We start from the raw sequence: 14930 nt of genomic DNA, 5'->3' as shown, positions 1-14930 counted from the left end.
TCAGCCCATCTGCTTGTCGAGGTCGGACTGCGCCTTGGACTGGGCCTTCTTCAGGGTCTTCTCCGGCGCCGATCCCTGGGCGATGTCGGCGGCCGCGGCGATGAACTCGGCCTGCATCGCCTGCGTCCACTCGGCCGGGAAGGAGATGCCGTACTTGGTCCCGATGGTGACGGTGTCCTTCGCGGCGCCCTTGCTCAGCTCCGGCGTCTTGGCGGCGACCGCGGTCTGCGGCGGCACGTGGAAGCCGTACTTGACGGCCCAGTCGATCTGGATGTCGGACTGCTTGATCCACAGCCACTCGAGGTACTTCTTGGCCTCCGCGATGTGCTTGCTCTTGGCGTTGACCGCCTGCGTCCAGCCGCCGAGCCGGGCGACGGGCTTCCCGGAGGAGTCGTACGCGGGCCAGGGCGCGACCCCGAAGTCGTCGCCGAGCGCCTTCTCGATGGTGGGCAGCGCCCACAGGCCGCACCACTGCATGGCGGTGGCGCCCTGGGTGAACGCCCCCGCGTCGTACCAGTCGGTGGTGAAGCCGAGCAGTACCGACTTGTCGGAGTGCAGATCGTGCAGGCCACCGATGGACCTGGCGGCGTCGGCGTAGACGACCTTGTCGCCGTCGATGAGGTCCTTGCCCTGGGACCAGGCGAGGAGGTAGGGGCTGTCGCCGATGCCGTCGTTGCCTATGAACAGGCCCTTGACGTTGCCGGACGTCAACTTCTTCGCGGCGTCGGCGAGTTCGGCGAAGGTGGTGGGCACGGCGACGCCCGCCTTCTTCAGCATCGACTTGCGGTAGAAGAGCATCATGATGTCGTCGATGGTCTTCATGCCGTAGAGCTTGCCGTCGACGGTGAGGTAGTCGAGGTCGGCCTTGTTGAAGCCGTCCTTGGCGGAGCCGTACACGTCGTCGAGGGGTTCGAGTTGTCCCTTGCGGGCCATCTCGGCGCGGAAGTCCCCGAGTTCGAAGACGTCCGGGGCGTCGGCACCGAGCAGGGCGGCGTTCAGCTTGGTCTCGTACTGGGAGGTGTCGGCGCCCCACACGACGTTGATCGCGATGTCCGGGTTGGCCTTGGTGAACTCCTCGGCGTACCGCTTCACCGCGGCCTGGGTGCCCTCCTCTCCGTACTGGTGGTACCACTGCGTGAGGGTGACCTTGGCGCCCTTGGCGGACGCGGTCTCCTGCGGGTTGCTGGAACAGCCGACGGCGGCACCCGCGACGAACAGCAGGGACGTGCCGAGGAATCCCCGGCGGGACAGGGCGGAACTGGCAGTCATGACAGGGTCCTTCCGGGGAAACGGATACGTGCGAGAGATCAGGCACCCGCGTGGGTTCACGCGGCGAACAGTGACTGGATGCTGACGGCGGCGGCCCCGCGCGCCCATTCCTCCCAGGGCAGCGGGCGCACGACGAGCGGGCAGCGGGCCGCGGTCCCGAAGGCCTGGGTGGTGAAGGCGGCGCGGATCTGCTCCTCGAAGAGGTCGTACGCGGCCACGCCCTCACCGGAGACGACGACCCTCTCGGGGCCGACGAGGTTGACCATGGCCGCGAGGCCCAGCCCGATGGCCTCGCCGGCCTCGTCGAAGACGGCCCGCACGGCGGCGTCCCCGCCATGGGCGCGGTCGATGGCCCCGGCCATGTCGAGGTCCGGCTCGCCTGTCGCGCGACGTGCCCGGGCGACGATGGCCTCCTCGGAGGCGATGGCCTCGACACAGCCGCGGGCGCCGCAGTGGCAGTCGGGTCCGTCGCCGGCGGCCACCGGGATGTGGCCGATCTCGCCGGCCACGCCATAACCCCCGGCCACCAGACGGCCGTTGACCACGAGCGCGCAGCCGATGCCGACGCCGACGGTGGCGAGGGCGAAGGAGTCCGCGCCCACACCCTCGCCGAACCACTGCTCCGCGACAGTGAGCGCCTTCACGTCGTTCTCGACCGTGACCGCCAGCCCCGTTGCCGCGCGGACCAGGTCGGCGAGCGGCACGTCGCGCCAGCCGAGAAACGGCGAGTAGCGCACGACGCCGCCCGTCCGGTCCACGTCACCCGAGACGGACACCCCGATGTGGTGGGTCCGCTCGGCGTGCGCGGGAGTCAGCTCCGCGACGAGCGCGGCGATGCCACGGACGACCTGCTCGACCGACCGGTCCGTCACCGGGATCCGGTGCGCGGCACGCACCTGCGCCCTCAAATCGGTCACCACACCGATGAGTTCGTCGGCCGTGACCTTGACGCCCACGAAGAACTCCCGGTCGGCACGGACGGCGAGGGGGTGCGCGGGACGCCCCGCACCTTCGACGGTCCTCGGCCCCTGCGGCAGCTCCTCCAGGTATCCGGCTTCGATCATCGGCTTGACCGCCTTGGTGACGGCGGCAGAGGACAGACCGGTGATTCGGGCGATCTCGGGGCGGACGACCGGACCACGGGTGAGCACTGTCGTGAACACCGTGTTGGCCGCCGGAGACGCGAGCAGCTTCGCTCGGTTCAGCAACATGGGGGAAACGTAGAGGCAATAATTTCCTTCGTCAATATTTAAATTCAGGGAGTTCGGATCTAGGCTCCAGCTCATGTCACAGGTGTACTTCGACGAGCCCAGTCGCACGTTCCTGCTCACGACCCCCGCCTCCTCTTACGCGCTGCGCATCGGCGCGGACGACAGCCCACGGCATGTGCACTGGGGTGCGCCCCTCACACTCGAACAGGTCGCCGCGTTGCCCACGCACGACGGACTGACCAGCAGCTTCGCCACAACAGGCGGCGAGGAGCTGGCCGTTGAGGGCGGTCCCCGGTTCGGGGTGCCGTCACTGCTGGTGCGGTACTCGGACGGCACGCGCGGCGTCGAGTGGACCTACGAGGGCCACGAGATCGACGGCGGCCACCTTCACGTGCGGCTGCGGGACCGCCACTACCCACTCGGCTGCACGCTGCGCTACGCGGTGCACCCCGACAGCGACATCGTCGAACGCTCCCTGACGTTGCGCCACTTGGGCACGGAAGAGGCGGCCGGCGAGCCCGTCGAGATCCTGCGCTGCGACGCCGCGAGCTGGTCCGTGCCGGCGGCGTCGGGCGTACGGCTGAGCCACACGGTCGGCAAGTGGTCGGGCGAGACACAGCTGCGGCGCACCGAAGCCCCGTATGCCGAGACCGTGTTCACGAGCCGGCGCGGCGTCTCGGGGCACTACGGGAATCCCTGGCTGATGGTCGACGCCGGTGATGCGGACGAGGGCCACGGCGAGGTGTGGAGCATGGTCCTCGCCTGGTCGGGGAGTTGGCGGATCACCGCGCAGCGCGACCACACGGGCGGCCCGTTCACGGTGACCGGTGGCGCCGGGCACGACGGTCTGACCTGGCGGCTGCAACCCGGCGAGAGCCATGACACCCCGGTGTTCGCCGGGCAGTTCAGCCGCGGCGGCTTCGGCGCGGCGAGCCGCGGCTGGCACCGGTATGTCGCCGGGCACGTACTGCCGCGCCCCGACGAGCCGCGGCCCGTGGTCTACAACAGCTGGGAGGCGACCGGCTGGGACGTCACGCTGGAGGGGCAGCGAGCCCTGGCGGCGCGCGCCGCCGAGCTGGGCGTCGAGCTGTTCGTGGTGGACGACGGCTGGTTCGGGCAGCGCACCAGCGACCGGGCCGGGCTCGGCGACTGGCACCCGAATCCGGAGCGGTTCCCGTACGGGCTCGGCCCGCTGGTCGAGGAGATCCGAGGGCTCGGCATGCGCTTCGGCCTGTGGGTGGAGCCGGAGATGACCAACCCGGACAGCGACCTGTACCGCGAGCACCCCGAGTGGGTGCTGCACATGCCGCACCGCCGCCGCACCGAGCTGCGCCAGCAGCTCGTCCTCAACTTCGCGCGCACCGATGTCACGGAGTGGGCCTTCAAATGGCTCGACCGACTGGTCTCCACGTACACGATCGACTTCCTGAAGTGGGACATGAACCGGGCGCTCACGGAGGCGGGTTGGCCGGGCCACCCCGACGCCGAACGACTGTGGACCGACCACACGCGGGGCGTCTACTCGGTGCTCGACCGGCTGCGCAGCGCCCACCCCGGCCTGCGGATCGAGGGCTGCGCGGGCGGCGGCGGCCGCGCGGACCTCGGAATGCTGGCCCACACCGATCAGACCTGGATCTCCGACAACACGGACGCCGACGACCGCATAGCCATCCAGCACGGCTACAGCCAGGTCTACCCGGCCCGCACCATGTCCGCCTGGGTCACCGACAGCCCCAACCCGCACACTCGCCGCACCACGCCGCTCCTCTACCGCTTCCATGTCGCGATGACCGGCGCGCTCGGCATCGGCGGCGACCTCTCGCGCTGGACCGGGGCAGAACTCGCCGAAGCCCGCGACCTGGTGGCGCTGTACAAGGTGATCCGCCCGGTGGTGCAGTTCGGCGAGCAGTACCGGCTCGACGATGCCGTCCAGTACTGGGCCGACGATCGGGTCGTGGTCATCGCCTGGGGCCGGGACCGCGATCTGCGGCTGACCGGCCTCTCCCCTGCCTCGGTCTACGTGGACGAGTCCACCGGCACCGAGCACACCGCGGCGAGCCTGCTCTCGCAGGGCCTGCCTCTGCGGTTGCCCCGGACGGACCGGCCGAGCACCGTGATACGGCTGACCCGGCGATGATCTGACGCGGGTCGGCGAAGGGACCGTGGTCGGCGCCTCACCGGGGTCACGCGGCCGGCTCATGTCGGTCAGCAGGGCCCCGGGCGAGGCTGGTGCTCGCGCCCGCCTCGACCCGGGGCCAGTGTCCGACTCGACAACCAGGATCAGCCGTTGGCCTGCCAATCCGTGTTGAGGCCCTCGTCGTAGTGGTTGTGTGCGATCCGGATGCCCGAACTGCCGTGGAAGACGAACAGCGGTGAGGTGTACGGCGGTTGGTCCGCCGCGTCCAGCCGCCGGACGGTGTTTCCGGTGAAGGCGAAACCACCGACGCTCTTGGCATCGACGACGGTGACGTCTCCGATGTCGAACGAGTTGTGCTCGACCGAGATGTTGTGGTGTACCGGGTTCGCAGGGTCGACGACCTGGTTGGTCGGTTCCACGAAGATGACCGGACCACTGGGCCGCGTGAACGAGTTCCCTCGGATCGTGAGGTCTGCGACCGGCCCGGACTCGTACCACTGGTAGGCGTCGGCGGAGACGTAGATGCTGGCCATGGACATTGCGTCGAACCGGTTGCCGGTGATCAGTACGGGCTTGCGGGTGGTGACCAGGATGCCGCGGGTCGGTACGTTGCGGAACACGTTGCCGGAGATGACGACCGACGGGGTGGCCGTGATGTTCTCGACGACCGTGCCGCCGGTCTCGACACCGGCGGGCACCGGCCGGTCGAAGGTGACGGTCATCGTGGTCAGCGGCTTGTCGTGGTCCATCCCGCTGGGCCCGTCGACCGCGGTGACCTTCGCGTGCGCGTCCGCCGGCGGGGCCATCGTGCGCTTGGTGGTGAACTCGACCTCGTCACCCGGGGCGAACTGCGGGAATCCGGCGGTCTGCGGGTGCTTGTAGGCGAGGGTGAGGGTGTTCGGCCCGGGCTTCCCCACGACTTCGAGGTAGGTGCCGTGGATGTTGATCGGGTCGTCGTGCGGGCCGTCGAAGAGACTCCGAGTGATCGAGACCTTCCCCTTGACGCCGGACATCTGCACGAAGTCCGCGAAGGAGGCCGTCGACCGGCCGGACTTCGGATCGGGCGCGAAGTTCACCTTGTCGATGGAGATGTTCTCGCTGAACTGCCCCACCACGCCGAAGGATTGGAGGTAGTAGGCGTTCATCGAACGCATCGTGACGTTTTTCGACTGCCAGATGAAAGCGCCCGGCTCCGTCCGCTCGATGAGGCGCATCTGGTAGACGAGCCCGGCGTCCGCCGGCCGTTCCGCAGTGGTGTAGTCGATCCGGATCCGGCGGCCACCGAGGTCGGAGACCGCGGCGACGTCGTTGAAGAGCGGGTTGTCCCCGCGCCAGGTCCGTTCGGCCTTGGGGTCGTGGATCTGGGTGTACTGGAGTCCGTCGACGCCCGACCAGTACGGCTGCCCGGTGGCCGGGCTCTTCTCGCCGAGCCAGGTGATGTGCGTGCCGTTCACCTGGTACGGGCTGCCGGCGGGGATCTTCAGCACGCGGTAGGCGTGCCCGTCCGCGACACCGGTGTCGGCGACGGTCGCGTCGATGACCTCGGGGGCCGCGTAGTCGAAGGAGAAGTTCGTGAACGTCACGTTGGTCGAGCGGATCGACGCGAACGCCGTCTGCAGACCGTGGTAGACGAGCTTGGCGCCGCCGCCGTCGAGGGTGACGTCGTGCATGTCCTCGACGAGCAGCCCGATCTTCTTGTCCCGGTAACGCTGGTCGGCGCCGACGGTGTTGGACACGTACAGCTCACGCTTCTCGGCCCGCTCGGGGTACAGCTGGTAGGTGCCCTGCGAGAAGACGATCCTGACCGGCCGGTCGATGCTCCTGGCGTGCCGCAGCGCCGCCGTGACAGCGGGCGTCGAGTCCGTCCGCCCCGTGGGGTCGGCTCCGTAGTCGTCCACGTCGACCACCACCGGTCTCGCGCCGGGCGCTGCGACGACAGGACCGGCGGCGCCTCCGAACAACGCGAGCGCCAAGCCGAGAAACAGGAACCGAGACTTTGGCATAGCCCCTCCGGAGCATCCATGAGCACGAAACACCCGATGGATTAGGGGAGTTGCGGCCGGTTGTCCGGTCGAATCTCCGAGCAGAGTGTCCATAGAACCGATGTCTGGGTCAATGGTCTGGACGCACGGTCGCGACTCGTACCGAAGACCGGCGCCTCACTCCGCCTTCGGCGCCGCCGTGCTCGCGCGGATCACCAGTTCGGGGTCGAAGAGGAGCTCACCGACGGGGACGTCACGGTTGCCGACCAGGGCGAGGATGCTGCGGGCCACCTCCGAGGCCAGGCGGTCGGCCGGCTGACGGACCGTGGTGAGCGGGGGGGCGACGAAGTCCATGATCATGGCGCCGTCGTAGCCCACCACCGACACGTCGCCCGGGACGTCGTACCCCTGACGGCGCGCGCCACGGATCGCGCCCAGGGCCATGTAGTCGCTGGCGGCTACGACGGCCGTGGCCCCGCGGCCGAGGAGCGAGATCGCGGCGGACTGGCCGCCCTCGACGGTGTAGGACTGCCGGACCACCCACTGCTCCGGGTCCTCGACACCGCGTCTGGCGAGCGAGGCGACGAAACCGCTGACGCGGCGGTCGGCCGGGCGGTTGCCGACCGGTCCCGATGCCATGCCGATACGGCGGTGACCGAGCCGGAAGAGGTGGTCGACGGCGAGTTCGGCGGCCAGCAGGTCGTCGGTGGAGAAAACCGGCGCCTCGCCCACGCCCTCGAACTGACCGTTGACGCCCACGAACGGGATCCTGCGGGAGCGCAGGAGTTCGTACACCTCCGGGTCCGCGCCCTCGATCGTGTTGCTCGCCGAGAGGAACACGACGGCGGCGACGCCCCGGTCGGCGAGGGAGGTCACGAAGTCCAACTCCTGTACTCCGCCGGGGAAGCACGGGCACAGGACCGTCTTCAGGCCGTGCGGGGCGAGGGTGGACTCGATCCGTTCGCAGACGTCGGCGAAGAACGGGTTGGAGACGAGCTCGGTGATGACCGCGACGAGCTGACCCCGCGTCTGCCGTTCGTAACCCAGGTCGGCCATCGCCTGCTCGACCGCCTCACGGGTCTTGCGCGACACGCCCTGGCGCCGGTTGACGACCCGGCTGACCGTGGCCTCGCTCACCTGTGCCCGCACCGCGACCTCGGTGATGCCGACCTTCATCGCTTCCCTCCGGCTCAACTTGCAGAATTTCAATGAAAGTTTTCAGATCGATATGCCACGCAACATAGCAGTCGGTCTGCAGGTCTTCCATGTTTCTTGTGCATGCCCGTTGAACCCGCTCTCCGGCCCCTGTTAGCTTGCCGCCACCACTCGGCCGCCCGCCCACTCGCCGTGACCGAAGACCCGGGAGACCCGTTGAAGCCCTCAAGGCTCTTGCTGCTCACCGCTGTTGCTCTGCTCACGCCGATGGCCCCCGCACTGTCGGCAGCGGCGGACACGTCCGCCGCTGCCGCCTCCCGTCCCCAACTCGCCGTCCAGGACCCGGGCTTCGAGAACGGCGGTACGGGCTGGACCTTCGGCCCGGGCACCGGGGTCGGCACCGGCAACTCGCACGGCGGCGGCCGCTTCCTCTACCTCGACGCCGGATCCGGCAAGAGCGCCGAGCTGACCATCGTCGCGCCCCGGAACGGCAGTTACGACTTCTCCGCGTGGATCGGGAGCGCCGGCACCGGCGGCACGTACACGGTCCGGCGCAACGGCGAGACCGTCCAGACGATCACCCTGCCCGAGCGTCGCGCGTACGCCCGGTACACCATCAGCCGCGTCGAGCTTGGAATTGGCGACCGGCTGCAGATCGAATTCGGCTCCGGCAGTGCCTGGGTCAACGCCGACGACCTGATGATCTCCCCCGCCGCCCCCGCCGACCCAGAGGTCACCTCGTCCGACCCCGAGGCCGCCGAGATGTTCAACTGGGCCAAGAGGAAGGCCAACAGCTGGGTGCAGCTGCCCGGCACGACGGGCCCGGTCAACGTCGACGAGAACCAGACCGGCGGCACCGGCACCGCGCCGTACGCGCCCACCTACTGGGCCGGATACGCCAACCGCAGCGCCTACTACTCCCGCGATATGGCCCACCAGCTCGCCGGGGCCCACCTCCTCGGCCTCGACGCCGAGAACGAGACGATGCTCCGTTCGTACGCGGCATCGGCCACCGCCGAGCACGAGTACTTCCCGGTGTGGTCCCTCAACTTCGACGCCAGGACGTACCTGAGCATCGACTACAAGAGCCCGGACAACTTCGTGCGCGAGGTACCGGCCACCTTCGAACTCGTGGAGAAGGCTGCCCAGGCATACCTCTGGACCGGCGACCGGCGATACGTGGACGACCCGGCCCTGTGGGACTTCTACCGGCACGCCACCGAGGAGTTCATCGAGCTGCACAACTCGGCCAGGCCCAACGGCAAGGTCAAGGTCGCCGAGGGCACGGGCAACGGCATCTTCGCCGGCGCCGCCAGCTACAACGAGCAGGACGGCGACGGCCTCGCCGAGGCCGGGGACGGTATCGCCGCGGAGTACCAGGCGTATCTGGCAATGGCCACGCTCGCCCGCGGCAAGGGCGACACCGCCCTTGCCAGGACGTTCGACCGGCGTGCCGCCGACCTGAAGACCTACTTCAACGACGACTGGAGCGGCAGCGGAAGCGGCGCCGACATGGTCCGCGCGTACACCCTGTCCGGCACGCCGGTCACCGGCTGGGGCAAGGAGAACAGCGTGTTCATGCCGATGAAGCAGATCCTCGATCCCGGCCCGCGCAACGACGCCTATCTCGACTACATCCAGGCGCAGGAACTGGGCCCGGACGGATCGACCAACATCGAGTCGACGACGTACCTGCCCGACATGTTCTTCAAGAACAACCGCAACGACACGGCGTGGACGTGGATGAAGAAGATCTACGGCGAGCGGGAGCTCCAGCACGTCAACTCCAGCCAGGGGCCCAACGGCGATTACCCCGAGGTGTCGTTCACCCTGGTCAGCCAGACCGTTCAGGGCCTGATGGGCATCACACCGGACGCACCGAACCACACAGTGACCACCCAGTCGCGGCTGCCGTCCGGCATGAAGTGGCTCCAGGCCGCGGACGTACCCGTCGGAACGGGCAGCATCACCGTGCGGCACGACGGCGCGACGAAGACCACGCTGACGAACAACGCGCACAAGAGCGCCTACCGTTGGGAGGCCCGCTTCCCCGGAGTCCACAAGAAGATCACGGTCAACGGCGTCCCGCAGCGGGTGCGCAGCAAGACAGTCGACGGCGTGACATACACGTACACGACGCCGACGGTGCGGCCGGGCACCACAGCGGTGGTACAGGTGACCGACTGAGGCGAACGCTCCGCGGATCCATGCACTTGCGAGCAGGCAGCCCGCACGACGATCACTCCACGATCACCAACGAAGAAGGCCGTTCCCGCCTTACGGCAGAAACGGCCTCCGACCTGCACAAGCATGGTCGGGACGACAGGATCTGAACCTGCGACCCCATGCCCCCAGGTCGCAGTCAGCGGGAGGCCGTCAGTCTGCCGGATTCCGTGTCGACCGCACTTTCCTCGCGCCCCCGCAGCGTGAAGTCCGCGTCCACCGTCTCGCCTGCCCGCAACAACTTGCGCAGGGCCAGCGGGTGCCGCCCGGGCGCCGACGCCACGATGCCGAGGTGCCCCTCGGGTAGACCCGCGACTGCGTAGCCTCCCTGTTCGTCCGTGACAGTATTGACCAATTGCCGCCCCCTGCTGTCCAGAACGACCACCACCGCGCCGCGCACCGGCTCGCCGTCGACGCCGCGGACCATGCCGGCCAGCGCGGGCACCGGTTCGCCGAAGTGGTGCCGGTGAACCGGGAGTGCCGTGGGTACGGGCATCTCGAGAGCGGGGTCATCCGCAGGCGGCTCGGCGACGGCTTCCTCAATCGCAGCACGCTTGCGGCGCCCATGGTCGAGTGCGAGCAGCGCTACGCCCCCGGCGATCCATCCGCACAGCACGAGGACCGGCTTGAGGACGCCCGCGCCACCGAAGTACAAGATGCCGCGCAGCGCGTCGATGGCGTTCGCCAAGGGCATGACGGCGTGCACGTCCTGATAGAACTCCGGCAGCAGTGGAGCGGGCACCGCTCCTCCGCTAGTGGGGATGGACATGACGATGAAGAGCGTCATGCCGACCGCGGGCAGGAACCGGCCGGTGAAGGGCGCGAGTCCGGAGGCAGTCGTGGCCACCGCCGTGGTGAGCAGGAAGGCGACGGCCATCACGGACGGGTCGGGGTTCAGGTAACCCAGGCCGACCCCCACCGCGTAGCCGACGGCGCTGAACACCGCGGCGACGACCGCCAGGGCCAGCAGCTTGCGGCGACGGTTGAGGGTGACCGCACGCAGCAACGTCGTAGCGAGGATGTAGGCCGGGATGTTCCATGCGATGCCGAAGTAGAGCACGTTCGAGCCCATCGGATCCTCGGCCGTTGTCGGCGCGACGTCGCGAACCGTGAGCGGGTCCGAGGTGCCGGCAACCTTGCTGAAGAACGTGATCAACGTCTGTTCCAGCGACGCGCCGTTGGCCTTCGCGACGTAGAGCACCGGATGCCCTCCGTCGACGGCGTAGCCCGCGAAGGCGTCCCGGTCCAGGACAGCCTGCCGCGCCTGCTCTCGACCTGCCACGGCCGTGACGTCGAATCCGCCGGCGGTCTGCGCGCGCAGCTTCGTGTCGACCCGGTTCGCCTCGGCGCCTCCGGCCACGACCACCTTCACGTGGTGCGGCCCGGGCGCGTGCAGGGCGGGCGCGAAGAAGAAGATCACCCCCAGAAAGAGGACCGCAGGGAACCAAGCCGCCTCGGCCAGGACCTTCGCCACCGCCACGCGCGGTCGTGTGCCGTGCTCCATCGTGTCGCACTCCGTTCCCGCATCCATAGATGTACCGATCGGCACACAAATAACGATTGGACGATACATGTACCGTGCGGTACGTTCAAAATGTGTCCCGTCCGATGAACACCGAGAAGCGCGCCGAACTCCTCGGCCAAGTGATGGAGTACGTGCAGCGCCACGGCCTCGCGAACCTGTCGCTGAGCCCGCTCGCCGAGGAGATCGGCACGACGAAGCGCATGCTGCTCTACTACTTCGGCAGCCGGGGGAACCTGCTGGCCCGGGCCCTGGCAGCAAGCCGACCCGACGCCCACGCGATGTTCGACACCGTCGAGGACACCGCGGACCTGCGCCGGTCGGCCCGGGCACTGTGGAAGGCGATCACGGTCGGCGAGCAGGCCGGGCCCATCCGGATGCTGCTTCAGCTACTGAGTCTGGCCGCGACCGATCCGGACCAGTACGGAGACCTGGCCCGGGAGACCGTGGAGGTCATGATCGGCCCGATCGCGGACGCCGTCGTCCGCCTGGGCCACCCCAGAGAGGTGGCCCGAGAACGGGCGACCCTTCTCGTCTCCGGTCTACGGGGCCTGTGCCAGGATCGGCTGGTGACGGATGACGCGGCCCGCACCGACGCAGCTGCCTTCCATCTCATCGAGACGGTGGTCGAACCGAGGCGGTGAACGGGTGCGTGAGCTGTCGGAACTGCCGTAGTGCTCAAGGCGGACAGCTTCTGGCCTAGATGACGGTTAGCGTCAGGCGTATGCCGACACCCACCGTGAGCTGGTCCGGGGCGAACGCCCGCCGTATCGAGCGCCAGGGCCTGGCCGCACCGGTCCCCGCCTCCCCCACGGCCACCCCTTTGCTCGCCGGCGTAATGCTGGGCGCGCACGCCCAGGTGCTGTCGGCCGCCGAGCTCTCCCTCGGGCTGCGCGTCGAAGGGGCGACGCGCGCCGATGTGCGTCGTGCACTGTGGGAGGAGCGGTCACTGGTCAAGACGTACGGCCCGCGCGGCACCGTGCATCTGCTGGCCGCTACGGACGTGCCGATGTGGACCGGCGCGCTCTCCGCGATCCCCGGCCGGGTCGGTCAGCTCTCCAAGGACATCCGGCTCACAACGGCACAGACCGACGCGGTCGTAGTGGCCGCCGGAGAGGCCCTGTCCGGCACGGAGTTGACCGCCGACGAGCTGACGGATGCCATCGTGGCGCGGACCGGGGCCTGGGCCGGTGACCCCGTCGTTCCCGCCTTCCAGGGCATGTGGCCGCGCTGGCGGCAGGTGATGCACACGGCGGCGCACCGCGGGGTGCTCGCCTTCGGACCGAACCGGGGGCGGAAGGTGACGTACACGAACCCCGGCGCGGTCCCGATGGAGCAGAACACGGCGCTCTCCGAGCTCGTACGCCGCTACCTGTACGCGTACGGCCCGGCCACCCCGCAGCATTTCGCCAAGTGGCTTGCCGCACCAAGAGGTTGGGCGAACACACTCTTCGGGGAGCTGACCCGGGGCGGGGAGATCGAGGAGGTCGACTTCGAGGGAGTCGGGGAGGCGTGGGTGGCCGCCGGGGACACCGAGTTCCCGGGGGCGGGAGAAGGGGCTGAAGGGGTGCGGCTCCTCCCCTACTTCGACGCCTTCGGGATCGCCTCGCAACCGCGCGAACTGCTCTTCCCGGGAAGGGCCTTCGAGCGCGCTCTGGCGGGGGGCCAGGCCGGAAACTATCCGCTGCTGCTGGTGGACGGGGCAGTGGCCGGGGTGTGGCACCAACGCCGTTCGGGGAAGCGCATCACGGTCACCGTCGAGCCGCTGGAGAGGCTGACGGCCGGGCAGCTGGAGGAACTGGAGCGGCAGACAACGCGCATCGGCGAAGTGGCTGAAGGACCGGTGGAGTTGACGGTGGGAGAGGTGACGGTAGGGCCGCACGCTTAGACACCGTCATCTCCAACAGGAGTCAGTGGGTGGACAGGGGCGGCATCGCCTCCTGCGCATGCTGCGCATCATCCGGCTCTTCGACCCGAGGCTCCGGCGCTACACAGCTCGACTCCCCAGCGGGGGGCTCTGCCACCAGACAGACGACAGGCTCGGTGCCCGCATCCGGATAGGGCGCCGGACGCGGTGTGCAGCGCAGCCTTGAGTGAAGTGCACCGTCACTTGCCGCCTGGGAGGGCTGGTCGGCTGAAAGCGCCATGCCCGGAGTGATGACGGATTGCCTGCCTTCACGCTTCCCGCAGCCTGAGCAGCAGTTGGTCACCGATCCGGCTGGTCTCCTCCTTGTAGGGGGTATCCGACAGCACGAAGTGCGTGATGCCGAGCGCACGGTAGGCGTTGAGCGCCGCAGCCACGTCGTCGGGTGAGCCGACGAGCCACGTGGTCGCCGCTCCCCCACCACCGAACCTGCCCGGCGCGGTGTACAGGCAGGTGTCGAGGACCTCGCCGCGTTCGGTGAGGTCGAGCAGCCGCCGTTGGCCGACCGCTGTTCTGCGGTTGCCCGTCCAGGTGTCGATCTCGCCCGCGTCGGCCGCCATTTTCGCGACTTTCTCCTCCGCCGCGCGCCACGCCTCCTCCGTGGTGTCGCGTACCACGGTGGTGATCCGCAGACCGTACTCCAGCGGCACATGGCGGCGCCCCACCCGCCCGCTCAACTCCTTCAGGCGAGCGATGCGTTCGGCGATTCCGTCGAGCGGTTCGCCCCAGAAGAGCTGCACATCGGCTTCGGCCGCCGAGACGCGTTCGGCGGCTTCTGACGCGCCGCCGAAGTAGAGGGTCGGATGGGCCCGCTCGGCGGTGGCATAGGGGCGCGGGCTGACCGTGGAACCGGTGACCTGGAAGTGCTCGCCGTGGAAGGTGACGTTCTCCTCGGTCCACAGGCGGCGTACGAGGTGCAGGAACTCCTGGGTGCGGGCGTAGCGAGCGGCGGGGTCGACGGTGGTGTCGCCGTAGGCGGCCGGGGTGTCCAGGCCGCTGACGATGTTGACCAGGACGCGGCCGCGGCTGAGCTGGTCGAGAGTGGCGGCCGCACTGGCGAAGTTCGCGGGCTGCCAGTAGCCGGGGCGGACGGCGATCAGGGGCTTGAACGTCGTGGTGCGCGCGGCCAGGGCGGTGGCGACGGTGAAGGTGTCCGGGCGTCCCCATCCGGTGCCGAGCAGGGCGCCGTCCCAGCCGTGGGCTTCCGCCGTGTGGGCGAGTTCGGTCGAGTACTCGATGGACCCCCAGCCGGATGTGGTGTCGTCACCGCGGTGTCCCGGCTGGACGGTGTTGGGGATGTACCAGAGGAATTGCGGGGTCATCATGCTTCCGATCGTTGTTCGGGCCGTGGCGGGTTGGTGGGGAGCCGTCCGGTAGCCGTGTGCGGGAACAAGTGGCCCTGGGGTTTGACGAGTTCGAGTTCTTACCGGGAGCTGTGGAGGGCTTCTTTCAGCACGCGGCCCCGCGCCGTCGTGACAGCACGAGAGCCACCGCGAGCAGCCCGGCG

The 14930-nt window shown here is 69.0% G+C and carries 10 protein-coding genes; 4 read left to right on the top strand and 6 right to left on the bottom strand.

The window, feature by feature from the left end; all coding sequences use genetic code 11:
* Both CG723_RS09415 and CG723_RS09410 read right to left on the bottom strand, forming a co-directional pair.
* On the bottom strand, positions 1–1269 hold the full coding sequence (locus CG723_RS09415) for an ABC transporter substrate-binding protein (RefSeq protein ID WP_199841708.1): 1269 nt from the start codon (positions 1267–1269) through the stop codon (positions 1–3).
* Between the two features lie 56 nt (positions 1270–1325).
* On the bottom strand, positions 1326–2480 hold the full coding sequence (locus CG723_RS09410; RefSeq protein ID WP_199841707.1) for an ROK family transcriptional regulator: 1155 nt from the start codon (positions 2478–2480) through the stop codon (positions 1326–1328).
* 73 nt (positions 2481–2553) lie between these two features.
* Between CG723_RS09410 and CG723_RS09405 the strand changes: the two genes are divergently transcribed.
* The gene (locus CG723_RS09405) at positions 2554–4617 is read left to right on the top strand and encodes an alpha-galactosidase (RefSeq protein WP_100592821.1); all 2064 of its coding nucleotides are present in this window, start codon (positions 2554–2556) and stop codon (positions 4615–4617) included.
* A 143-nt stretch (positions 4618–4760) separates the two neighbouring features.
* Here the strand turns inward: CG723_RS09405 and CG723_RS09400 are convergent, their stop codons facing one another.
* Both CG723_RS09400 and CG723_RS09395 read right to left on the bottom strand, forming a co-directional pair.
* Positions 4761–6620, bottom strand: a complete 1860-nt coding sequence (locus CG723_RS09400; protein ID WP_100592820.1) for an alpha-1,3-galactosidase-related protein — start codon at positions 6618–6620, stop codon at positions 4761–4763.
* A gap of 156 nt (positions 6621–6776) precedes the next feature.
* Positions 6777–7775 carry a LacI family DNA-binding transcriptional regulator gene (locus tag CG723_RS09395; protein WP_100592819.1) on the bottom strand — a complete coding sequence of 333 codons (999 nt, stop codon included), beginning with the start codon at positions 7773–7775 and terminating at the stop codon, positions 6777–6779.
* A gap of 246 nt (positions 7776–8021) precedes the next feature.
* Between CG723_RS09395 and CG723_RS09390 the strand changes: the two genes are divergently transcribed.
* Complete coding sequence (locus CG723_RS09390; protein ID WP_234374228.1) at positions 8022–9941, top strand: hypothetical protein; 1920 nt, start codon at positions 8022–8024, stop codon at positions 9939–9941.
* Between the two features lie 175 nt (positions 9942–10116).
* Here CG723_RS09390 and CG723_RS09385 read toward each other — a convergent pair whose 3' ends face one another.
* Positions 10117–11481, bottom strand: a complete 1365-nt coding sequence (locus CG723_RS09385; protein ID WP_234374227.1) for a carboxypeptidase regulatory-like domain-containing protein — start codon at positions 11479–11481, stop codon at positions 10117–10119.
* 104 nt (positions 11482–11585) lie between these two features.
* On the opposite strand from CG723_RS09385, the gene CG723_RS09380 reads away from it, so the two are divergent.
* Both CG723_RS09380 and CG723_RS09375 read left to right on the top strand, forming a co-directional pair.
* Positions 11586–12143, top strand: coding sequence for a TetR/AcrR family transcriptional regulator (locus CG723_RS09380; protein ID WP_100592817.1), 558 nt, complete (start codon positions 11586–11588; stop codon positions 12141–12143).
* A gap of 80 nt (positions 12144–12223) precedes the next feature.
* Positions 12224–13387: a winged helix DNA-binding domain-containing protein gene (locus tag CG723_RS09375; protein WP_100592816.1), complete on the top strand. Its 1164-nt coding sequence runs from the start codon at positions 12224–12226 to the stop codon at positions 13385–13387.
* A gap of 287 nt (positions 13388–13674) precedes the next feature.
* On the opposite strand, the gene CG723_RS09370 is transcribed toward CG723_RS09375, so the two are convergent.
* Positions 13675–14748, bottom strand: a complete 1074-nt coding sequence (locus tag CG723_RS09370; RefSeq protein WP_234374226.1) for an LLM class flavin-dependent oxidoreductase — start codon at positions 14746–14748, stop codon at positions 13675–13677.
* Between the last annotated feature and the right edge of the window lie 182 nt (positions 14749–14930).

It is taken from the genome of Streptomyces sp. CB01635 (assembly GCF_002803065.1).
Classification (GTDB): Bacteria; Actinomycetota; Actinomycetes; order Streptomycetales; family Streptomycetaceae; genus Streptomyces.
The sequence above is the reverse complement of the archived record's forward strand: the minus strand, read 5'-3'. Positions and strand labels throughout refer to the sequence as shown.